This window comes from Flindersiella endophytica, assembly GCF_054779015.1.
The window spans coordinates 1-21,681 of sequence record NZ_BAAGYY010000019.1; the positions used below are offsets into that span (position 1 = coordinate 1).

Below are 21,681 nucleotides of genomic sequence, written 5' to 3' on the forward strand. Positions count from 1 at the left end.
ACGAGGTCTCCGCGTATGAGGTTCGTCTTGGTCGATGAACCCCTCTACCGGAGACCTCACTTGTCGACGATCACGACACGCCCGACTTCGAAACACGGCCTAGGCGGCCCTGGCTCCACCGCGTTCGGCTTCGATCTGTTCCAGGGACTTGCCGGCGGTGTTCGGCATGAAGAGGAAGCCGACCACACCGCTGATCAGCAGGAAGACCGTCAGCAGGGCGGCCACCGGTTTGATGCCCGCCGTCGCCAGGACGGGGACGAAGAAGCTCCAGATCCCCAGGAACGTCCGCGCCACCGCCCAGGTCAGTCCCTGTGCCGTCCCGCGCAGCATGGTGGGGAAGAGCTCCTGGCTGAACGTCTTGTACGTCGGTTCGCCGGCCAGCGAGCCGCCCACCGCGAACATGACGATGTTCAGCACGATGATCGGGATGACGAACGGCGAGAACAGGAACAGCCCGTACGCCACCACCTGCAGCAGCGCCCCCACACCCCACATCAGCCGGCGGGCGTTGTGGGAGCGGTCGGCCTGCGGCATGTAGATCAGCCAGACCGAGATCGCCGAGATGATGAAGCCGACGGCCGAAAGCCCAACGCTGGCAGCCTGTCCGCCCGCGTTCAGCGTACGGATGAAGTACGGCTGGAAGATCCCCGCCGTGCCCGCGGCCAGTCCCCAGAACACGTAGATCGTCGCGGTCCAGACGACCGCGCGCAGGTTCGCGCCGCGGAACAGCATGCCGAGCGTGACCCGCGCGGCGCCGACAGTGGAAGCAGCCGCGGCCGACGCCTGCTTCCAGCGGGCCGACTCCGTGAGCCCGCGCCGCAACGCCCACGTCACCACGGCGACGACGAACAACTGCAGGAAGACGATCCGGTTGCCCCACAACCCCAACGGCGAGAGGACGAACGCGAGCAGGAGTACGACCACCGGCCCCAGGCTCCACGCGATCTGCGTGTAGCCGAGCAGCTTGCCCCGCGCCTTCGACGGCGACAGCTCACCCACCAACGCCAACGACGCGGGTACGTCCGCGCCTACCGCGAGCCCCACGACCAGCGTTCCCGCGAACAGCATGAACGGGTTGACGGCGAACGCGATCAGCAGCACGCCGAAGGCGTACACCAGCAAGTCGTACTGGTAGATCCGCTTTCGTCCCAGCGTGTCCGCAAGCCGTCCGGCAACCAGGGCGCCGGCCGCACATCCCAGCGCGTTCGGCCCGATCGCGGCCAGCGCACCGACCGCGGTGTTGCCGAGCTCGAGGTATTCCTGGAACGGAGCAAGCGCCGCGCCCAGAGCCACGATCGAACCCGCGTCGAGATAGGACGCCATGCCTGCCAGCGATGTCCACTTCCACTGTTCCCGGGTGATCGTGCCGTCGTCGTCCCGCGTACGCACGTTCGGCTGCTGTGGGTCCATGCTTCCACCATGCGACGCCGAACCGCCGCCAAACCCACCACCCCCGATTTGTCCGGGGTCGGACGCGAAGGAGCTCGCCCGTGACGCCTACCTCTTCGAACCCGCTCGACCTGTCGGAACGTACGGTGCTGATCGCGGGTGGCGCGGGCGCACTCGGCCGCGTGATCGTGGAACGCCTGACCGGCCTGGGCGCGCGCGTCGTCGTCAACGACGTGGTGCCGGACGAGGAGGCCGCGGGGCCTGCCGGCAGGCGTGGCGTACGTGCGCGCCCAAGCCCATCCTGTGCAGGACTTTCCGGCCGAGACGTTCGACCGGATCGTGAACGTCAACCTCATGACAGGATCCGTGCTCGTCGTCGACGGCGGGTGCAGTCTGTACCCGATGGACTGAATCCATCTTGACGGCACGGGCGCGTGACGTCATAGTGATGTCACGATGATGGCGGCGGCGCTCGTGACCGTCGTTCGACAGGGGAGGCACTGAGTGGGCAAGGCAGCGGGTTACCTGCGGTTCCCGACGATCAGCGGCGACACGATCGTGTTCGTCAGCGACGACGATCTCTGGTCCGTCGGAGCCGAGGGCGGACGGGCGTGGCGGCTGACCGCCGGCATCGCCGAAGCAAGCCGTCCGAGACTCTCGCCGGACGGAACGCGGGTCGCGTTCACCGGCAAGGCGGAAGGCCCGACCGAGGTCTACGTCCTGCCAGCTGAAGGCGGTGACGCCCGGCGGCTCACGTTCGACGGAGCCCGGTGCGCGACCGCGGGCTGGCTCGACGACGACACGATCGTCTACGCCGGCAACGCTGGCCTCCCGTTCGGTGGCGACCAGCGGCTGCATCGCGTCAGTGCGAACGGCGGCGCTCCTGCCCTGCTGAACGTCGGTTTCGCCGGCGCGTTCTCCTACAGCACCCCAGGCGGCGGACCGATGGTGCTCGCCCGCCACACCGGCCGCGAGCCCGCCGAGTGGAAGCGCTACCGCGGCGGCACCGCGGGCCAGCTGTGGATCGACCAGACCGGCGAAGGTACGTTCCAGCCGCTGCTGCGCGACCTGCGCGGCAACCTCGCGTCCCCGTGCTGGGTCGGCGAACGCATCTACTTCCTGTCCGACCACGAGGGCATCGGCAACGTCTACTCCGTCCGGCCGGACGGGACGGACCTGCGCCGGCACACCGACCACGCCGACTACTACGCCCGCAACCTGACCACCGACGGCACCCGGCTGGTCTACCACTGCGCCGCCGACCTCTATCTGTTCGATCCGGCCGAGAACGCCGCCGAGCGACTCGACGTCCGGATCGAGGCGGCCGGAGGCCAGCGCGCCCGCCGCTTCGTCGACGCAGGCGAGTACCTCGACTCCGCGCGGCTGTCCAAGGACGGCGCCCGGATCGCGGTCACCACGCGCGGCAAGGCGTTCAGCCTCGGGGCGTGGGATGGTCCGGTCGCCCAGCACGGTGAGCCCGAAGGCACGCGCTATCGCATGCTGAGCTGGCTGCCGTCCGGTCAGGAGTTGCTCGCGGCCGCCGCCGACGTCGGGCCGGACGAGAGCCTGGTCGTGTTGTCCGCGGACGGTTCCGAGCCGCCGCGGCCGCTGGAGGGTCTCGACCTCGGAGGGATCAACAGCTTCACGGTGTCGCCTGCCGACGCGAGGGTCGCGGTCAGCAACCATCGCAACGAGCTGGTCCTCGTCGACCTGACCGGCGACGCGCCGGTCGCGACGATCCGCGACAGCAGCCGGTTCGGCCCGCTCGCAGACATGGTGTTCTCACCGGACGGACGCTGGCTGGCGTACCGCTTCCCCGAGGCGATGGCCGACCCCGACTCCGACCAGCACTCGTCGATCAAGCTGCTGCACGTGGAGACCGGGCGCACGGCACGGGCCGCCGAACGGGTGCTGCACGACTGCAGCCCGGCGTTCGACCCGGACGGCAAGTACCTCTATTTCATCGGCTATCGCGAGTTCAACGCGCTGTACGACTCGCTGCACTTCGACCTGTCGTACCCCCGCGGCGCCCGCCCGTACGCGATCGCGCTGCGGCCCGACGTGCCGTCGCCGCTCGTGACCGAGCCGCGCCCGCCGGGCGACGACAAGGAGAACAAGGGCAAGGAGGGCAAGGAGGGCAAGGAGGGCAAGGAGGCGGCCGTCCCAGACCCGGTGGAGATCGAGCTCGAGGGCATCACACGCAGGATCGTGCAGGTCCCCGTCGCGGAGGCGCGCTACACGCGCATCCTCGCGCTGCGCGGCAAGGTGGCCTTGCTGTCGACGCCGACGGACGGCTCGGTCTGGTGGGGTGATCAGCTGATGAACTACCAGGGCACCCTGGAGTGCTACGACCTCGCCACGAAGGAAACCGAGAAGGTCGCCGACCACGTGACCGACGTCCAGCTCAGCGCCGACGCGTCGACGTTGCTGTATCGCACGGGCGAACGGCTGCGCGTGCTCAAGGCGGGGGAGAAGGTGCCGGAGGGCGACGAGCCGGGCCGCAAGTCGGGCTGGGTCGACCTCGACCGCGTGAAGGTCAGCGTGCGCCCGGCGTACGAGTGGCCGCAGATGTTCCGCGAGGCCTGGCGGGCGGCCAAGCACTACCACTGGTCCGACACCATGTCCGGCGTCGACTGGCAGCGGGTCTACGACCGTTACGCCCCGCTGGTCGCGCGGATCGCCACCCGCGGCGAGCTGTCCGACCTGCTGCGGGAGATGCAGGGCGAGCTCGGCACGTCGCACGCGTACGAGTCCGGCGGTGACTACGGCCGGCGCAACGACTACGCGCAGGGCCATCTCGGTGCCGACTACACCGTCGACGCCGAGACCGGGGCCTGGCGGATCGCCCGGATCGTGCAGGGCGACCCGGCCGATCCCACCGCGTCGTCGCCGCTCGAACGTCCAGGTGTCAACGCCGCCGTCGGCGACGAGATCGTGGCGATCAACGGTCTGCCGGTCGGACCTGCCACGGCGGGCCCGGCCGAGCGGCTGGTGAACCTCGCCGGGCAGGAGCTGAACCTCACCCTGCGCGACAGCTCCGGCCGTACCCGGACCGTACGCGTCGAGGCCATCGGCGACGAGCGACGCGCGCGCTATCGCGAGTGGGTCGAGACGAACCGCCGGAAGGTGCACGAGGCCAGCGCCGGCCGGCTCGGGTACGTCCACATCCCCGACATGCTGCCGCCGGGATACTCCGAGTTCCTGCGCGGCTACCTCGCGGAGTACGACCGCGACGGCCTCGTGATCGACGTCCGTTTCAACGGCGGCGGGCACGTGTCCGGGCTCGTGCTGGAGAAGCTGGCCAGGCGGCGGCTGGGCCAGAACTACCTGCAGTGGAACGTGTCGCAGCCCTATCCCGCCGAGTCACCGCGCGGCCCGATGGTCGCGCTGACCAACGCGAACGCGGGATCCGACGGCGACATCGTGTGCCAGGGCTTCAAGATGCTGGGGCTCGGGCCACTGCTCGGCGAGCGCACATGGGGTGGTGTGGTGGGCTACACCCGTACCCAGCAGCTGGCGGACAACTCGATGACGACGCAGCCGATGCTCGCGTTCTCCTTCGACGACGTGTCCTGGGGCGTCGAGAACCACGGCGTAGACCCCGACATCGAGGTGCTGTGCGCACCGCAGGACTACGCGGCGGGCCGGGATCCCCAACTGGACAAGGCGATCGAGGTCGCGCTGGAGGAGCTGGAGAAGCGGCCACCGCATTCACATCGCCCGGCCGAACGTCCGCACCTCGGCCTGCCGACGCTGCCGCCGCGGCCCGGAACGACCGCGTAACGGCACGCGCCAAGGCGATCCGCGCCGTCCGGTCAGCTGCCGGTCGGCGTCGGTCGACGCGCTCAGGGCGCTCGCCCGCAGCGCGTCCGACCGACGCATCCAGCACGGGCGGGAGCTGTCGGGTAGCCTGAGCTCGTAGTGTCTAGGGTTCCGCCGCCGAGCTGATCGTCGCGCTCGGCGGGTCTGGTCCGAGCGACACCACCGGCGGCTGTGGACGGCTGCCGGTCATCTGAAGGGACAAAAGCCTGGAGGACCCCGGATTCCCGTGCCCTACGGGGATTCAGAGAGGTCCTCGTGAGTTTCGGTGTACTTGTCCTGTTGCTGGTCGCCGCCTCGGCGCACGCCGTCTGGAATCTCGTCGCCAAACGAGCCGGATGTGGTGGCACGCTGTTCGTCTGGATGTACCAGACCGTGTCGGCGATCCTGTTTCTTCCGGTGGCGGTTGTCGCGACAGTGGTGATCCACGTTCGGCCGGACAGATCCTGGCTACTCGCGGTGGCGGTGACCGGCGTGCTGCACGCGGGCTACGCCCTCGCACTGCAGCACGGCTACGCGGCCGGAGACCTTTCGGTGGTCTACCCCGTGGCCCGCGGCAGCGGCCCGCTCCTGTCGGTTCTCGCGGCGGTCGTCGTGTTCGGCGAACGGCCCGGGTGGATCGGCCTGGTCGGCGCGGTCGCGGTCGTCGCCGGGGTACTCCTGATCGCCATTCGGCCGCGTCAACGCAGTGCGGCTGTCGCGGTGAGCGTGCGCCACGGCCTGCTGGCCGGCGTCCTGATCGCGGCGTTCACGCTCTGGGACGCCTATGTCATGCGGGTCGTCGGCGTACCCGAGTTGCTCTACTACTGCGGACGGTGCTGCGTGCAGTCGTTGTTGCTCACGCCGTACGCGATCCTGCACCGAGGCCGGATCGCCGAACAGTGGCGAGCCAACCGGCCGGCCATCCTGACGATCGCCACCGTGGCGCCGGTCGCGTCCGTGCTCGTGCTGATCGCGATGCGAACGGCACCGGTGACACTCGTCGCGCCGGGCCGGGAGCTCTCGATCGTGATCGGGACGATCGTGGCGTGGCGCTGGCTCGGCGAACCTGATCCGGTACGCCGGCTGGGCGGCTCGTTCGTCGTCCTGACCGGCATCGCGGCGATCGCGCTCGCGGCGAGCCAGGCGCCGTAGATCCGGGTGGGGCATCGCGAAGGCTGTCACCATTCGGCGATCCTGCCGTCGGGGTGGCGCCAGTCCGGATCGGGCTGGCGCCATTCGCCGGCGCGGGCGCGGACGGCGCTCTCGGCGAGGTCGATGCCGAGGCCTGGGCCGGCCGGCACGGCGATCCGGCCGGCGTTCGACGTGAGCGGCTCCGGGTCGGTCAGGTACTCGAACAGCTCGCCGGTGCCGAGGCCCTCGTACCCCTGGTGGTAGTGCAGCCCGACGCTCTGCTCGTGCCACGGAACGTTCAGGCACGCGCTCGCCACCTGCAGCGACGCCGCCAGCGCGACCGGGCCGTACGGGCAGTGCGGCACCACCGCCACGTCGTACGCCTCGGCCATCCGGCAGATCTTCTCCAGCTCGAACAACCCGGTCAGCGACACGTCGGGCTGGAGGATGCTGACGCCGCCGCGCTCGAGCAGGCCGCGGAAGTCCCAGCGCGAGGTGAGGCGTTCACCGGTGGCCAGCCGAATCGACGGCGCGGCATCCGCGAGCGACGGCAGCAGGTCGTCGTGTCCCGGCGGGAGCGGTTCCTCCACCCACAGCAGGCGAAACCCCGACAGCTCGGTCAGCAGCTGCCGCGCCATCGTCCGGTGCACCCGCCCGTGGAAGTCCAGCGCCACCGCCAGCCGATCGCCGTACGTGGAGAGCAGCGCGTCGACCCGAGACACCACCGCGTCGATGTCGGCGGCCGAAGCGATGTAGTCGAGCTCGGACGTCGCGTTCAGCTTGACGGCCCGGAAGCCCTGGTCCAGCCGAGCCTGCGCGTCCGACAACACCGCAGACGGATCGCCCGGCCGATCGCCCGCGATCCACGCGTACACAGGGATCTGCTCACGCACGCGCCCGCCGAGGAACTCGTGCACGGGTACGCCGAGCCGCCGCGCCTTGAGATCCCACAACGCGTGCTCGATCGCGGCCGCGGCGGTGGCGACCACCGAGCCGTCGCGGAAGAAGCCGCCGCGGCGCATCCGCTGCCACAGCTCCTCGATCCGGTCGGCATCGGAGTCGCGGATGTTCTCGAAGATGTCCTCCAGCGCGCCCAGCACCGCGCGCCGGCGCTTGGGCACGATCGCCTCGCCCCAGCCGATGCCGCCGTCGGAGGTCGAGACCCGGACGAAGACCCAGCGCGGCGGCACACAGAACGCCTCGATGTCACGAATCTTCGGCACGCACGGCCTCCTCCCGGCGCGGCTGGGAAAGCTGGCTGTCGTGTCGCCGGGAGATCCGCCGCCCGCCGTCGACGGCGAGCACGGCACCGGTGACGTACGACGCCTGGTCCGAGGCCAGGAACGCGATCGTCTCGGCCACCTCGTCCGGCGTGCCGGCCCGGCCGAGCAGCGTGGGCGCGCCGTACTCGTCCTGCTCCCAGCTGTGCTCCAGCTTGGCCAGCATCGCCGGGCTGTCGACGATCCCCGGCGCGACCTGGTTGACCCGGATGCCGTGCTCGCCGAGCTCGACCGCCAGCGCCGACGTCAGCGCACTGAGCGCGCCCTTGGACGCGACGTACGGCCCGTGCCCCGGCAGCGGCAGGGCCTCCTGAACGCTGCCCACGTTGACGATCGCGCCCGGGCGGCCGTCGCGGATCAGCCGCTGCGCGACCGCCCGGGACAGCCGTGCGGCCGCGATCACGTTGACGGCGAGCACGTGCTGCCAGTCGGCGTACGTGCTGTCGAGCACGCCGCCCGACGGCGTCGTCGCCTGCGTGACCATCTGCGACGCCGACCTCGGACCGCGGTACGCGGCGGCGCAGTTGACCAGGATGTCGGCGGGGAAGTCGGAGTCGAGCGTTCCGGCCAGCGCCTCGAGCCCGCTCGGGTCGGCCAGGTCGGTCAGTTGTGGCCGCAGGTGGCCGGCGTACGGCTCGTCCCGCAGCGCGGCGACAGCGGGGGAGATGTCGACGGCGAGGACGGAGGCGCCGAGCTGGGCCAGCCGAACGGCGGTGGCGCGCCCGATGCCCTGAGCCGCTCCTGTGACGAGCGCGTACCGGCCCGCGAGATCCATGATGGAAGAGCTCCTTCGGTGTCGGCTGGCAGTGCCTTCGCGAAACGTGGGCGAGAGGTCAGACCAGTGCGAATGACCACGTTAACCACGGAAACCCGTGCTTCGCCACGCGTCGACACGTGGCGAAGCACCTACGGGCGTGGCGAAGCACCTGATGACCACGTTAACCACGTAATTCTGTGGTTAACGTGGTCATTCGCGTGCCCGCGCCGGCGCCGGCGACCGGTCGGCCGTGGTGTGCTCGCGCGCGATCCGGTTCATCGCGGCTCCGCGGGCGCTGCGGATGTGTGCCCGCGCCGCCCGTCCGGCGCCCGCGGAGTCGCCGGAGGCCAGCGCGGTCAGGATGCGCTCGTGCTCGCGCCGCGACTTCTCCCTGCGCCCGGGCAACAGCAGCGTCGTCTCCATGCCCGACAGCAGGATGTCGTGGAGTACGTGGCTGGTCTGCTGCAGGAAGCGGTTGTTGGCCGCGGCCGCGATCGTCAGATGGAACTCCGCGTCCAGGCCCGCGAGCTTCTCGAAGTCGGTCGGCTCGCGGTCGAACTCGGCCGCGAGCTGGTCGAGGATCGCCCGCAGCCCCGCCAAGTGGTCGGGGGTGATCCGTTCGGCCGCCCAGCTGGCCGCCGGCACCTCCAGGACCTCGCGCATCGCGAACAGCTCGCTCAGGCTGTGCTCCGCCTGCTGCAGCGAGGACCGCAGGTCGATCTCGGACGGGGGACGGGTCACGAACACGCCCTGCCCGTGCTTGACGATCAGCCGCCCGCGCGCCTGCAGGATCCGCACGGCCTCCCGCAGCGACGGCCGGCTGACACCGAGCAACTGCGCCATCTCACGCTCGGACGGCAGCCGGTCACCAGGCTTGAGCCGTTCGTCCCTGAGCAGCTGTTCGACCTGGGCGACGATCCGCTCGGACAGGCTTCCGCGCTTCGCTACCGGCTGCCACATGGCTGCTTCCTCAAGACTCGCTGGACAAGGTCGGCCGCCCACCCGCTCGGGCGGGCGGTCCACGGTGACCTCATAGTACGGCCGGTTTTGACACCTTGACCCGCACTGGTCAGTGGTCTAACCTCCGGCAGTGATGAACGATCCGAAGCGAATCAGCCGACGCGGCCTGCTGGCCAGTGGTGGCGGGCTCGCGGCGGCGGCCGCCGTCCCGGCGCTCGCAGGCTGCGGTGACGGCGCTGATCGGGGTGGCACGGGGAAGGCGCCCGAGGCCGGCATCCAGGTACCCGACGCCAAGGTGAAGTTGCCCTCCGGTGACGCCACGCTCCGCCTGGTCGACAGCAACGACACGAAGACTCCTTTCTGGAAGCAGTTGTTCGCGGCGTACCAGAAGAAGCACGCGAACATCACGTGCCAGTACGACGGCCTGCCGTGGAACAAGATCGAGGAGATCGTTCCACTCGGCATCCGGAACAAGACAGCGCACGACGTCATCCAGCTGCCGTCGACGATCCCGCTGGACCAGGCCGTCGACAGCGGCTGGGTCGCGCCGCTCGACGACGTGATCCCGGACATCCAGGCCTGGAAGAAGAACTTCCCCGAGCTGTCGTACGTCGAGGGCTCGAGAGTCTTCGACGGCAAGGTCTACTCCATCCGGCTGGCGAGCGACCGGCGCTACTACGGCGCGATCCACTACAGCAAGAAGCTGATGGACGAGGCCGGGTACGACCCGCAGGCCAAACCTCTCACCTGGGACGACTACCGCGACGCGGCCAAGAAGATCACCAAGGCCGGCAAGGGCCGCTACTACGGCGTGGTCTTCGAAGGCGGCCAGCCCGCGCGGCTCAGCGTCTTCGTCGACTACCTCGCCCGCGGAGCCGGCGCTGCCGCCGTCAACGGCATCGACCTGCGTACCGGGGAGTACTACTACACGCAGCCGCAGGTGACCGAGGCGATCGAGTTGATGCTCGCGCTCAAGCAGGACGGCAGCGTGTTCCCAGGCTCCAACTCGCTGCTCGCGCCGCAGACCTGGCCGCGTGTCCAGCGCGGCAACGTCGGCATGGTCTGCGCCGGTCCCTGGGTCACGGTGCTGTGGAACACCCAGAGCCCCGACTTCGAGTTCGGTGTCGCCGCCGCACCGGTCCAGGGCGACAGCGCGCTGCCGCAGGGTTTCTCCGAGCTCGGCGGCGACTCGGTGGCGGTCTACGCCGGCAGCAAGGTCAAGGAGGTCGCGGCCGACGTCCTGACCTACGTCACGAGCCTGGAGGGCCAGACCGCCTGGGCGAAGATCTGCGGTGTCGGCAACCCGCCCGTGTTGGAGGACGCGACCAAGGCGGCGGCGAGCAAGTTCACGCCGCAGGCCAAGCAGTGCGTGGCGCTCGGCGAGAAGCTGGTGGCCAATCCCGAGCCGCTGATCGCCAATCCCGAGATCGCCAAGGTGTTCAAGGAACAGAAGGCGCTCTCGCCCGACTTCGGCACGGTGATCCAGGGCATCTTCGTCGGCAAGATCACCAACGTCAAGCAGGCGTTGGCGGATCTGAAGGACCGCTCGGAGCAGAGTCTGGACGAGGCGATCGCGGCCGCGGCCAAGAAGGGCGCGAAGGTCTCCCGCGACGACTGGGTCTTCAAGAACTGGGATCCGGCCAAGAGCTACGCCAAGAGCGACTACGACGCCCGCTGACGGCGAAGGGACAGCTTGGTGTCGTTCTTGAGCCAGACCGCGCGGCTCGGCGGAGCCGACTCCGGCGGCGGAGGCACGCTGCGGGAGCGGATCTGGGGCGCGCGGTGGTGCTATCTGTTCATGCTGCCCACGCTCGTGCTGGCGATGCTGTTCACGTTCTACCCCCTGCTCGCGTCCTGGTACATCTCGTTCCTCGACTGGTCCGGGCTGGACCAGGACCGCGAGTTCATCGGCTTCGGCAACTACTCCGAGGCGCTGAACGACCCGATGTTCTGGGACGCGTTCGGGCGTACGTTCGCCTTCGCGTTCGCCACCGTCCCCACCGTGCTGGTGCTCTCGCTGCTCGTGGCCATCGTGCTGAACGACCAGTCGCTGCGGCTGCGTACGGTCTTCCGCACGGTGTTCTTCCTCCCGGTCGTCACCACGACGGCGATCGTCGGCATCGTGATGTCGCTGATCGTCAACCCGTTCGACGGACCGTTGAACGCGGCGCTGCTCAACGTGGGCCTGATCGACGCGCCGATCGACTTCCTCGGCAACCCCGACGTCGCGTTGTGGTCGGTCGCCGGCGTCTACGTCTGGAAGTGGATGGGCATCTCGATGATCTACTGGCTGGTCGCGCTGCAGACCGTGCCGAAGGACATCTACGAAGCAGCGCAGGTGGATGGCGCTTCCCGCTGGCGTACCCATCGGCACATCACGGTGCCGCTGATCTTCCCGTTCGCCGTCGTCATCACGCTGATCGGCTTCGTCGGCGCGCTGCAGACATTCCCTCTCGTCCAGGCGATGACGCAGGGCGGCCCGGCGATGTCGACCGAGCTCGTGGAGGTCTACATCTACCGGCTCGCGTTCGCCGCGGACCAGCAACCCCGCCTGGGCTACGCCTCGGCGGTCGCGGTGTTCTTCGGGCTGACCGTGCTGGTGCTCACGCTCGTACAGGCGTGGGGCGTACGCAAGGTGACCTCGGCGCGGCGGGACCTTTCCGGAGCCCGCCGATGACGATTGGCGGCAGTCGCAGGGGCCTGGCCGGCTACACGCGCGAGATCATCACCACACTCGTCCTGCTCCCGATCTGCTTCCTCTGGCTCTATCCGTTCCTCTGGATGGTCAGCGCCTCGCTCAAGACCGACTCCGAGATCTTCGGCAGCGTCGACCTCATCCCCGAGGTGCCGCAGTGGGAGAACTACGCGCGCGCGTGGTACGAGGCCAACATCGGGCCGTACTTCTGGAACACCGTCATCATCGCCGTCGCCTCGGTCGCGATCGTGACCATCACGACGGCGATGATCGGCTACGTGCTCGGGCGGTACTCCTTTCCCGGCAAGCGAATCGTCGTGGTGGCGTTCCTCGCGACGCTCTTCCTGCCGGAGGGCTACACCATCATCCCGGTCTTCGAGCTGATCAGCCGGCTCGGCCTGTCGGGCTCACTCTGGGGCATCATCCTGGCGGAGTCCGGCGGCGCGCACGTCATCATGATCTTCCTGTTCGCCGGCTACTTCCGGCAGTTGCCGAACGAGCTGGAGGAAGCGGCCAAGCTGGACGGCGCCGGCTTCGTCCGGATCTTCTGGCAGGTCATGCTGCCGCTGGCCAGACCGGCGATCGCGACCGCCATCATCCTGTCGTTGATGCGGGTGTGGAACAGCTTCCTGATCCCGCTGGTGCTCACGCTCGCGCGGCCGGACCTGCGCACGCTGGCCGTCGGCGTCTACTCCTTCCAGGGCGAGAACCTCAGCGACTGGTCCGGCATGGCGGCCGCGTCGACGATCAGCCTGCTGCCGATCGTGCTCATCTTCCTGCTGTTGCAGAAGTACTTCGTCGAGGGCATCGCCGGAGCTGTCCGCGGGTGAGGTTGTGAGTCGCTGCCGCGAGGGGAGCGCTCGAACTCGGCCGTGGGACTTCCAGATCGTTGTGGAGGACGGGGCTAGACGCCGGCTCGGCGGAGGCGTTCGGCTGCCTGCGTTCGCAGGGCGGTGCCGGCGATCGGCTGGTCGCTGTGGAGCGCTTCCCAGCGGGCGTTGTGGGCTGCCGGCCACAGGCTGGCCGCCCATGCGACCTCCCGTTCCTCGGTGGTGAACGCGCGTCCTCGCCTGTCCTGGTAGGCGGTCAGGAACGCTTCGGAGCTCTCGATCGGTGCCAGCGTTGGCCTTCCGGAGTTGGCGAACATGCCGCCGGCGGCTCCCACCAGTGCGGCTTCGGGCTGCCAGGCCAGGCTGTCCCAGTCGTGCACCGCCCAGATCTCGCGGCCGTGCCACCGCAGGTTCTGAGCCTCGTAGTCCGCGTAGCCGAGTACGCACGGCAGGCTCGCCGCCAGGAGCCGTTCGCGGACGCGGCGGACTGTGTCGACGACCTCTGTGGGCACGAGGCTCTGGTCGCGGTCGTCGAGGTAGTCGATCGCCGGCCACAGCCCCGGGTCGGTGTGGTCCCAGCGCACCCAGCGCGGGTTCGGCAGCGGCGGCGCAGCCGCGTTCAGTGTGGCCGGCTCGGACAGCTCGGACAGCTCGGACAGCAACCAGGCGAACACCTCGGCGTAACGCACGGCCACGTCCGGCGAGTCCCCGTACAACATCTCGCCGCCCCCGCGGAGCTCCTCGGCATGCACGGCCAGCGAGCCGACATCGACGACCGGCGTGAGCGGCAGTGCGCACGGGAACCCGCGTTCGGCGAGCCGGGCCTGCGCCGCGACACAGGTCGTGGCCCGGCCCTCCTCGGGGCGTGCCTTGACCACGGCGTTGCTGCCATCGGCCAGCCGGAGGCCGAACACCATCGAGATCGAGGTCCGGTGGAACAGCACCTCGGCGGGCGCGCTGCCCAGGTGGTCCAGGCACCAGGCCGGCAACCAGTCCGGCAGATCGTCTGTCGGCACGGCCCTGGCCTAGGTGACCGTCTTGACGTAGCGGTGGCAGGGGACGGTGATCGGCTCGCCGGCGCCACCGGCCTGGTAGTCGAACGCGCCGTCGTCGACCCAGCCGTTGCGCTCGTAGAACCTGCGGGCGCGTGCGTTGCCGGCGACGACCGCGAGCCAGGCTTGCTTGTGACCGGCGACGCGGACCTGTCGTTCGGCTTCGGCGAGCAGCAGGCCTGCGATGCCGGTGCCGCGGTGCGTGGAGGAGACGTAGACCTGCTCCACCTCGTCGTCCACGACCATGACGAATCCCGCGACGTCGTCGCCGACGGTGGCGATCGTCGTGTCGGCGACGCGCTCCGCGGCCCTGCGGTGGAACGACTCCGCCGTACGGGCGGCGACCAGCTCGTCGGGGACGTGGCCGAGGTGACCGTCCGGCCAGCCGTCGTGCCAGATCCTCGCGACGGCCGGCGAGTCACCTGACCCGGCGGGCCGAAGCGTCACCTGCGCACTCTCGTCCGTCGTCATGCGCTCGACTCTAGCGATCGGGGTCTGTCGGTGGGCGGAGGTAACGTCTGGCGCAGGACCTGGAAAGTGAGGTGAGGCCCTGGTGGGAGACAGGTCAGATCTGCCGCCCGAGCTGGTCGCGCGGCTGGGAAAGGTGTGTTTGGAGCTGCCGGACGCTTACGAGGAAGACGCGTGGATCGGCGTGCGGTGGCGAGTCCGCAAGCAGACGTTCGCGCACGTCTTCGGCGCTGACCTGGAGTGGGTCGCGGGCTTCGCGCCGGCGCTCGCGGCACCCGATGGGCCGGGCGCGGTGCATGCGGTGCTCACGTTCCGTTCCGAAGATCCGGAGCGTGATGTGCTGCTGCGCTCCGGCTTGCCGTTCTTTCCGATGGACTGGGGTCCGACCGTGATCGGCATGCTGCTCGACGATGCGCCCGACTGGCGGGAGATCGAGGAGCTGCTGACCGAGAGCTACTGCCTGCGCGCGCCGAAGAAGCTGATCGCGCTCGTCGACCGGCCGGGCGAGGCCGGCTGAGCTGGGTATCGTTCCGGCATGGCGGCGAAGTCAGCTGGCAAGGAGTCGATGCCGCGCGATGTGGCGCGGCGGATGGCGCTGGCCGCGCAGGGATTCGCGGCGCCGCGGCCGGCGGCCGGGTCGCGGGTGGACCGGCGGCGGATGGTCGCGATGGTGGAGCGGATCGGGCTGCTGCAGCTCGACTCCGTCAACGTGGTGTGCCGTTCGCACTACCTGCCGCTCTTCGCCCGGCTCGGGCCCTACTCTCGTTCGTTGCTCGACGAGTTGTGCTGGGGGCGGCGGCGGGCGCTGTTCGAATACTGGGGACATCAGGCCTCGCTGCTGCCGCTGAGCAGTTTTCCCTTGCTGCGCTGGCGAATGACCGCGGCCGAGCACTGGGACTGGACGAAGTGGTCGCCCGACGGGCTGCCTCCGAAGGACTGGAGCACCTCGCTCGACCCGGCGCTCCGGCTGGCACCGTGGGCCGTGATCTCCGGCATGGCGCGAGTCGCGCGGGAGACGCCGTCCCTGGTCGACGACGTGCTCGAGCTCGTCCGCCGCGATGGGCCGATCGCCGCCGGCGACGCGACGCCGGCCGACACCGCGCGCGGCGATGGTGACGACTACGGCACCGGCACGATGTGGAACTGGAAGAACGCCAAGATCGCGCTGGAGTGGCTGTTCTACCGTGGCGCCGTCAGCACCGCGTCGCGCCGGCACTTCGAGCGGCTCTACGACCTGACCGAACGCGTGCTCCCGGCCGCCGCGCTCTCGACGCCGGCGGTCGCACCGGACGACGCGCAACGCGAGCTGGTGCGGATCGCTGCGCGCGCGCTGGGTGTCGCGACGGAGAAGCAGCTCCGGCAGTACTTCCAGCTGCCGGCTGACCCCGCGAAGGCCCGGGTCGCCGAGCTGGTGGCGGCGGGGGAGCTGGTGCCGGTCAGAGTGGAGGGCGTTTCGCAGGCGATGTTCCGCTGGTCGGATGCCCCGGTGCCGGATCACGTGCACGCCCGCGCCCTGCTGTCGCCGTTCGACTCACTGATCTGGGACCGCGACCGGACGCTGAAGCTGTTCGGCTTCCACTACCGCATCTCGATCTACACGCCGGAGCCCCAGCGAGTGCACGGCTACTACGTCCTCCCCTTCCTCCTCGGCGACCGCCTGGTGGCCCGCGTCGACCTCCGCGCCGACCGCAAGACCTCGACGCTGACCGTGCCGGTCGTGCACCGGGAACCGGACGCGACACCGGCCCGTGAAGTGGCGGCCGAGCTGGCCGAGGAGCTCCGGCTGATGGCTACCTGGCTGGAGCTCGACCACGTTCAGGTCGCTGACCGCGGCGATCTTGCTCCAGCTCTCGCCAAGGCTCTCCACTGACTTGTTGGAGGCATCTCGGCCTGGAGACCGAGACACCTCCAACAGGTCGTTATCGCGTCAGCGGATCGACGCCGTCTGCGCTGCGGACCGGTCGAGGACCTGCTGCAGCAACGGGTTCGGCCGCTGGTCGCCGGCGCTGCGCAGCCCGTTGCGGCTGTTCGGCAGCGGTACGGACTTGCCGTCGACCGGGCCCCTGACCGGGTAGACCGAGCCGTCCTCCGGCAGCGGCGACGTGCCGCACACCTGGTCGCGGCCTGGGAGCTCGCCGCTGAAGACGTACCGGTCACCGATCGCCTCGACGCAGGCGGACGGGCCGCCGACGTACTGGCCGTGCATTCCCTCGTCGTCGATGGCGATGAAGCGGGTGTAGCGCGAGGTGTACTCGTGGGTGCGCAGCGAGCCTTCGTACGCCGTCGCCGGGTCGAACTCGCTCTGCACCATCAGGATGCGCGGCGAGCCGGTCAGGTTGGCGTTGCGATCCTGCGGCGCGTACGGCCAGTCGGCGCACATCGGCACGCCGTTGAGGTAGCCGAAGTAGGGGTACTTCCGCGCCATCCGGTCGGCCTCGCGCAGGTAGAACCCGACGTCGTGGCTCCACTTGGTGTCGTTGCAGCGCACCGTCGTGCCGATCGCGCCGAGGTTGACCACCTGGTCGTCCGCCGCGTCGGTCGCCGCCGCGGCGGCTCGGGCGTCGGCGATCGCCGAGCCGGGAGTACGGACGGCGGCCGCGGCCACTGCCGACGGTGCCGCGACGCCGTAGCGTGCCCGGATCGCCGCGAGTGAGTCGTAGGCTTGCAGCTCCGGCGCGATCCGCGCCCACGCGCGCTCGATGTGGGCGTTCTCGACCGCACCGGACGCCGACGGCGCCTTCACGAACTCGTCGTGTACGAGGATGTCGAGCGTCGCGCGGATGAAGCGGATGTTGCTGTATTCCGCGCTGTAGACGAGCCCGTCGAGGTTGTCGCCGCGCATCTCGCTCGTGCCGGCCTTTACCAGCGCGACGAGTTGCGCGCGCACGCTGTCGTACTTCGCCGTCACCTGTTTACGCGTCGACCCCAGCCCGTCGATCTGGTCGGCGTGCCGCGCGATCCACGGGAACAGCTGCGCGTCCCGCCGGCGCTGGCTGGAGAACGGGTCGAAGTTGACGTTGTCCCACTGCGAGTGGGTCCAGTCCATGTTGGAGTCGAGCACGAACCTGCCGACCCGGCGAGGGTACGTGTCGGCGTACCAGCCACCGAGCCACGTGCCGTAGCTGTAGCCGATGAAGTTCAGCTGCCGCGCGTCGAACAGCGCGCGCAGGAAGTCCATGTCGTAGACCGTCTGCTGGCTGCTCACGAACTGGCCGAACTCGGTCGCCGAGCACGCGTCGGACAGCAGCTTCGCCTCGGCCACCTCGGTGCGGTGGGTCTGGCGGTTGCGCTCCTTGTAGTCGGGCGTGGTCGGCAGCGCGTTCACCTTCTCGACGGTGGTGAGGCACTGCAGCGGCTGGCTGGTACCGAACCCGCGCGGGTCGAAGCCGAGCAGGTCGTAGTCGGAGAACAGCTGCGGCTTGTCGATCGCAAGACCGGCGGACAACGTGAGGCCGGCGCCGCCAGGCCCGCCGGGGTTGCTGGTCATCAACCCGCGCGACGTTCCGGTCGCCTGGCTGTAGGCGATCGCCAGGTTGATGTCGGGGTGCGCGTCGGGGTGGTTCCAGTCCATCGGCACCTTCACCTTGGCGCAGTTGGTGGTGGGCGCCTGGGGGTAGAGCTGCTTCACGGTCGCGTCGAACGGGCAGACGGACCACTGGATCGGCTGGTCCAGATATCGCTGCGGGATCGACGGCGTGGCCGGATCGGACGGCCCGCGTGCGGGCGCCGCCGCGGTGGCCGAAGCGCCGGACAGCGCGATGGAAACGGTCAGGACGACCAGGATGCTGAGGAGTTTTCTCACGTTCGATGCCCCTTCGGACTGTCCGCACAGCCCGGACCGCTCTGCCCTCCCCGTCGTGGCTGATGGCCCGGTGAACGCCACGTTTTCACACGCCGGCAGACGCTGTCCGCCGATTACGGGAAGCTTTCACAAACCTTGCCCCTCCCGGCCGACCCGCCCGCGAGGCGTTCGGCGGCGGCCAGGAGAGCGCGCATTGTCAGCCAATGGGACGGATCGAAACGCTCGCCACCGCACGTTCGACCAGCCCCGGCTCGGCGGCTTTCCACTGGCCGGCCGCCAGGCCCTCGGCATCCGCGTCCCGCACCCACGTGTCGACGTAGAAGTCGAGCCCGCCGATGTCGGTATGCCGTGTACAGCACCCATCGGTCGGCGCCCAGATAACGCGCCGTCTCGGGCAGCGCGATCCGCACGGCTGGATCGCGCTCCGAGACGATCTGGTTTCCCCGGACCGCACGCTCCGGCTCGCTCATCGACGACAGGCCTAGAGCCAGGCCTCGGCGAGCTTGATGGTCATCTCCTGCGAGTCGAACTCGTCGTGGTTACTGAGCACGACGATGTACGCGTCGAGTTCGGGGAACCAGGCGTTGAACGTGCGGAACCCCGCGTTGCCGCCGCTGTGGAAGCGGACGGCGTGACCGGCGATCGTGCCGAGCTGCCAGCCGTAGCCGTACGCGTCGGCCAGCCGGTCCGGGCCGGTCTTGGCGTGCGGCGTGAACGTCAGCTCCCGCGACCGGTCGGAGAGGAACGAGCCGGAGGCCAGCGCGCGGTCCCAGCGCACCATGTCGTGCGTGGTCGACCAGGCGTCGCCCGCACCCATGCCGAGCGAGTCGAGCTCGAACGAAGGCGTCGGCTCGCCATCGGCGTACGGCACGGCCATCCGGTCCTGGCCGTCCGGCATGCCGACGAGCGTGTCGGAAAGACCGAGTGGCTCGAAGATCTCCTCCTGCAGGTACGAGCGGTAGGGCCGGCCGCTCGCGCGCTCCACGATGTGCGCCAGCAGGACGTACCCAGGGCTGCTGTAGTACCAGTCGGTGCCCGGCTCGAAGCGCAGCGGCTTGGCCTGGAACGCCTTGATCGCCTCCGACGGTGGCGTCCAGCCGCACAGGTCGAGCTCGGGATGGTCGTTCCAGTGGTTGAGCCCGGAGGTGTGGGTCAGCAGATGGTGCACGGTGATCTCGCTCCACGCCGGCGGGCAGTCGGAGATCCAGTCGCCGACCGGGGAGTCGAGCCCGACGCGGCCGGCCTCGACCTGCAGCAACGTCGCCGCGGCGGTGAACTGCTTGCTGACCGACGCGAGCTGGAACCGCGTCGCCGGTATGCAGGCCACACCGTTGGCGACGTCGGCGAAGCCGCCGCTCGCTTCGTACAACGCCTTGTCGCCCCGGACGACGAGCACCGTTCCCTGGATCTGCGTTACCTCGGACATGGATGAACCCTCCCTGGATGATGTCATGATGACATTAACATGACATCAAGCTGGCGCAAAGGTCCACACCGTGCTGATCCTGCCGCCGGCGGGAGAGTTCTCGCTCGCGATGATCGTCAGCGACTTTGGCGTCCGCTTCCAGGTGCCGGCGTGGAACGGATCGGCTCGGAAGATCGACCGGCACCCACCGCTTCCCGGCGACGCCGACTGACGCAGGCGAGTCGGAGAGGTGACGTCGATCGTTCCGGACGAGCCGATCGCGCCGATCGTCGGTTGCCAGGCGCCCCCGCTTCCGCTGAAGGACTTCGCCGGCAGCGAGCCCTTGTCAACACCAGTGCAGATGACTGTGCCGGCCTGCCGTACTTCCGGAATGGTGTACGACAGCTTCCGCATGCCGGTGTAGTCGACGCTCACCTTGCCCTTCGGGTCGATCGTCAGCTTGATGCCCGCGCCGCCGTCGACGTTCCAGTGCCAGTCGCTGTTGCCCGGGCCCTGTGGGAGTGTCGATCTCGACGTGACGGAGACCGCACGCCACTTGCCCGGCTTCCCGGGCTTCCCGCAGAAGTCCTCGAGGCTCTGCCCGCTCACCGAGACGGACGCGTTCTCCAGGCCACCCGTCACGCCGGCGTACTGTTCGCCGCGTTCCATCGGCGTGAACTTGGTGCCGGCTCGTTCACTGTCGGGCGGGCACGTGCATGCCGACCCGCCGAGCGCGCAGTAGGTCGCCGACCGGGCGACGTCGAGCGTCACATCGGTGCCGACGGAAAGACTGATCCGCCCCTTGGCAGCCGGGCTGGGGTCGACCTGAACGACCTCGGCCGCGATACTCAGCCGCTTCATCCTGGCCGCCGTCGGATTCGACACCACGGAACGGGTGTCTCCGTTGGCGATGGTCTCCTGCTCGAACCTCGGCACGGAAGCCGCCAGGTTGGGACCGGTCGACATCCACGCCTTACCGCGCGATGGATCCTGGACGAAGCCGGAGCCCCAAGTCTCCTCGAAGCTGGAGCTCATGCCGGACGCCCGCCACGCCTCAGGCGTCCCGGTGCCGTCGCGCAGCTTCCGGCCCATCGGGTCGATGACCTTCCACGGATCGGTGCCAGTCTCGGCGAGGTGCACGAAGAACCCCATGCCGTCGTACGTCCGGCCTTCCAGAGGCAGGTTCGGGTGCCGCAGGTAGTACGCCCAGTGGTTGGCGAGCGGCTGGTTCGGCGGCCCGAGCGCGCCCATCGCCCAGGACGGCACACCTTCGGCGTACCAGTCCGGCAGCGGCGCGAGGCCGAACTTCTGGAAGATGAAGCAGTGCATGACCTCGTGGACCAGCGGCCCGCGTACGTCGGCCTCGAAGTTCGCCGCCAGGGTCGACCGCGGCCTGAGGTGGATGGTGCAACCGGTGACCCGGCCGTCCGCGACGTGGTCCGACCGCATCACGCCGGCGCAGGGATAGGTGTACATCCACGCGTCCGGGCCGGCCTCCTCGATGTCCTCCGTGGTGTCGACCGTCACGGTGGTCTGGATGCTCAGCGACCTGCCGAGCCTCGCGGAGATCTTGGCGATGGCGTCGTCGACCAGCTCGCGGTAGGGCCCCGCGCCGGCCGAGTCGGCCGTTTGACAGGCCAGGTTGGGGTTCGGTGTTCGCACTGGTGCGCCCAGCGCGCCGCCACCGGACGGTGCTCCTTGGAGCAGCTTCGTGCCGAGCGCCTTCAGCACCGCGTCGCGTTGCGGGCCGGTCAGCTCGTTCCAGTGGGCCAGGACGGATCGCACCGCGATCGTGCCGGAGACGATGTCGTCGGTGTTCCCGCCAGGTCGTTCGACGCCGGGGAGCGGCCCGATCGCGAGCGTGTACGCGGCCAGCGCCGCGTCCCTGCCCAGCCTGCCGTCCGGGCCGAGCCGGCTGATCGTCTGCTCCCACAACGTCGGCGCGTCGCCCCCGGCCGCGCGTGTCGTGGAAGGTGTCGGCTCAGCCGGCCCGTTCCCCCCGGTTTCCATCCCCGCGTTGGTGCACCCCGTGAGAGTGCCAACAGCCAGCACGAACGTGAGCAGTCCGCCCACGATCCCTCGTGTCGTGTTGTTCGATTGGCTCATGTGCG

The 21,681-nt window shown here is 69.5% G+C and carries 17 protein-coding genes; 8 read left to right on the top strand and 9 right to left on the bottom strand.

The window, feature by feature from the left end; all coding sequences use genetic code 11:
• Positions 1-99: 99 nt before the first annotated feature.
• On the bottom strand, positions 100-1,410 hold the full coding sequence (locus tag ACYVF6_RS20605) for an MFS transporter (RefSeq protein ID WP_460523712.1): 1,311 nt from the start codon (positions 1,408-1,410) through the stop codon (positions 100-102).
• Positions 1,411-1,671: 261 nt separating this feature from the next.
• On the opposite strand from ACYVF6_RS20605, the gene ACYVF6_RS20610 reads away from it, so the two are divergent.
• From ACYVF6_RS20610 to ACYVF6_RS20620, 3 genes are all read left to right on the top strand, one after another.
• Positions 1,672-1,800, top strand: a complete 129-nt coding sequence (locus tag ACYVF6_RS20610; RefSeq protein WP_460523714.1) for a hypothetical protein — start codon at positions 1,672-1,674, stop codon at positions 1,798-1,800.
• Positions 1,801-1,893: 93 nt separating this feature from the next.
• Positions 1,894-5,172, top strand: coding sequence for a S41 family peptidase (locus tag ACYVF6_RS20615; protein ID WP_460523716.1), 3,279 nt, complete (start codon positions 1,894-1,896; stop codon positions 5,170-5,172).
• Positions 5,173-5,466: 294 nt separating this feature from the next.
• Positions 5,467-6,342: an EamA family transporter gene (locus ACYVF6_RS20620; RefSeq protein ID WP_460523718.1), complete on the top strand. Its 876-nt coding sequence runs from the start codon at positions 5,467-5,469 to the stop codon at positions 6,340-6,342.
• Positions 6,343-6,368: 26 nt separating this feature from the next.
• On the opposite strand, the gene dgoD is transcribed toward ACYVF6_RS20620, so the two are convergent.
• The 3 genes from dgoD to ACYVF6_RS20635 all read right to left on the bottom strand — a co-directional run bounded on the left by dgoD (position 6,369) and on the right by ACYVF6_RS20635 (position 9,318).
• Entirely contained in the window at positions 6,369-7,544 is a 1,176-nt protein-coding gene (dgoD, locus tag ACYVF6_RS20625; protein ID WP_460523720.1) for a galactonate dehydratase, read from the bottom strand.
• Positions 7,528-8,376: an SDR family NAD(P)-dependent oxidoreductase gene (locus ACYVF6_RS20630; RefSeq protein ID WP_460523722.1), complete on the bottom strand. Its 849-nt coding sequence runs from the start codon at positions 8,374-8,376 to the stop codon at positions 7,528-7,530. The genes dgoD and ACYVF6_RS20630 overlap by 17 nt, the downstream gene beginning before the upstream one ends.
• Positions 8,377-8,568: 192 nt before the next feature.
• Entirely contained in the window at positions 8,569-9,318 is a 750-nt protein-coding gene (locus tag ACYVF6_RS20635; protein WP_460523724.1) for a FadR/GntR family transcriptional regulator, read from the bottom strand.
• A 133-nt stretch (positions 9,319-9,451) separates the two neighbouring features.
• Here ACYVF6_RS20635 and ACYVF6_RS20640 point away from each other — a divergent pair, with 133 nt between their 5' ends.
• From ACYVF6_RS20640 to ACYVF6_RS20650, 3 genes are read left to right on the top strand one after another with little or no spacing between them, the layout of a single operon-like run.
• A complete protein-coding gene (locus tag ACYVF6_RS20640; protein ID WP_460523726.1) occupies positions 9,452-10,996 on the top strand; it encodes an ABC transporter substrate-binding protein in 1,545 nt (514 codons plus the stop codon).
• Positions 10,997-11,014: 18 nt separating this feature from the next.
• A complete protein-coding gene (locus ACYVF6_RS20645; RefSeq protein ID WP_460523728.1) occupies positions 11,015-11,995 on the top strand; it encodes a carbohydrate ABC transporter permease in 981 nt (326 codons plus the stop codon).
• Positions 11,992-12,843 carry a carbohydrate ABC transporter permease gene (locus tag ACYVF6_RS20650; protein ID WP_460523730.1) on the top strand — a complete coding sequence of 284 codons (852 nt, stop codon included), beginning with the start codon at positions 11,992-11,994 and terminating at the stop codon, positions 12,841-12,843. The genes ACYVF6_RS20645 and ACYVF6_RS20650 overlap by 4 nt, the downstream gene beginning before the upstream one ends.
• 74 nt (positions 12,844-12,917) lie before the next feature.
• Here the strand turns inward: ACYVF6_RS20650 and ACYVF6_RS20655 are convergent, their stop codons facing one another.
• On the bottom strand, positions 12,918-13,859 hold the full coding sequence (locus tag ACYVF6_RS20655) for a hypothetical protein (RefSeq protein WP_460523732.1): 942 nt from the start codon (positions 13,857-13,859) through the stop codon (positions 12,918-12,920).
• Positions 13,860-13,868: 9 nt separating this feature from the next.
• Positions 13,869-14,366, bottom strand: coding sequence for a GNAT family N-acetyltransferase (locus ACYVF6_RS20660; protein WP_460523734.1), 498 nt, complete (start codon positions 14,364-14,366; stop codon positions 13,869-13,871).
• Positions 14,367-14,448: 82 nt separating this feature from the next.
• On the opposite strand from ACYVF6_RS20660, the gene ACYVF6_RS20665 reads away from it, so the two are divergent.
• A complete protein-coding gene (locus tag ACYVF6_RS20665) occupies positions 14,449-14,880 on the top strand; it encodes an MmcQ/YjbR family DNA-binding protein (protein WP_460523736.1) in 432 nt (143 codons plus the stop codon).
• Positions 14,881-14,898: 18 nt separating this feature from the next.
• A complete protein-coding gene (locus ACYVF6_RS20670; RefSeq protein ID WP_460523738.1) occupies positions 14,899-16,233 on the top strand; it encodes a winged helix-turn-helix domain-containing protein in 1,335 nt (444 codons plus the stop codon).
• Positions 16,234-16,290: 57 nt separating this feature from the next.
• On the opposite strand, the gene ACYVF6_RS20675 is transcribed toward ACYVF6_RS20670, so the two are convergent.
• The 3 genes from ACYVF6_RS20675 to ACYVF6_RS20685 all read right to left on the bottom strand — a co-directional run bounded on the left by ACYVF6_RS20675 (position 16,291) and on the right by ACYVF6_RS20685 (position 21,676).
• Positions 16,291-18,165 (bottom strand): alpha/beta hydrolase, encoded by a 1,875-nt coding sequence (locus ACYVF6_RS20675; RefSeq protein ID WP_460523740.1) that lies wholly within the window; start codon positions 18,163-18,165, stop codon positions 16,291-16,293.
• A gap of 481 nt (positions 18,166-18,646) precedes the next feature.
• A complete protein-coding gene (locus ACYVF6_RS20680) occupies positions 18,647-19,591 on the bottom strand; it encodes a serine hydrolase domain-containing protein (RefSeq protein ID WP_460523742.1) in 945 nt (314 codons plus the stop codon).
• Positions 19,592-19,636: 45 nt separating this feature from the next.
• The gene (locus ACYVF6_RS20685; RefSeq protein ID WP_460523744.1) at positions 19,637-21,676 is read right to left on the bottom strand and encodes a hypothetical protein; all 2,040 of its coding nucleotides are present in this window, start codon (positions 21,674-21,676) and stop codon (positions 19,637-19,639) included.
• Positions 21,677-21,681 lie beyond the last annotated feature (5 nt).

Coding starts and splice junctions, on each gene's coding strand:
- ACYVF6_RS20605 (WP_460523712.1), bottom strand. CDS start 1,410: ATGGACCCACAGCAGCCGAACGTGCGTACGCGGGACGACGACGGCACG.
- ACYVF6_RS20630 (WP_460523722.1), bottom strand. CDS start 8,376: ATGGATCTCGCGGGCCGGTACGCGCTCGTCACAGGAGCGGCTCAGGGC.
- ACYVF6_RS20635 (WP_460523724.1), bottom strand. CDS start 9,318: ATGTGGCAGCCGGTAGCGAAGCGCGGAAGCCTGTCCGAGCGGATCGTC.
- ACYVF6_RS20640 (WP_460523726.1), top strand. CDS start 9,452: ATGAACGATCCGAAGCGAATCAGCCGACGCGGCCTGCTGGCCAGTGGT.
- ACYVF6_RS20650 (WP_460523730.1), top strand. CDS start 11,992: ATGACGATTGGCGGCAGTCGCAGGGGCCTGGCCGGCTACACGCGCGAG.
- ACYVF6_RS20660 (WP_460523734.1), bottom strand. CDS start 14,366: ATGACGACGGACGAGAGTGCGCAGGTGACGCTTCGGCCCGCCGGGTCA.
- ACYVF6_RS20670 (WP_460523738.1), top strand. CDS start 14,899: ATGGCGGCGAAGTCAGCTGGCAAGGAGTCGATGCCGCGCGATGTGGCG.
- ACYVF6_RS20680 (WP_460523742.1), bottom strand. CDS start 19,591: ATGTCCGAGGTAACGCAGATCCAGGGAACGGTGCTCGTCGTCCGGGGC.
- ACYVF6_RS20685 (WP_460523744.1), bottom strand. CDS start 21,676: ATGAGCCAATCGAACAACACGACACGAGGGATCGTGGGCGGACTGCTC.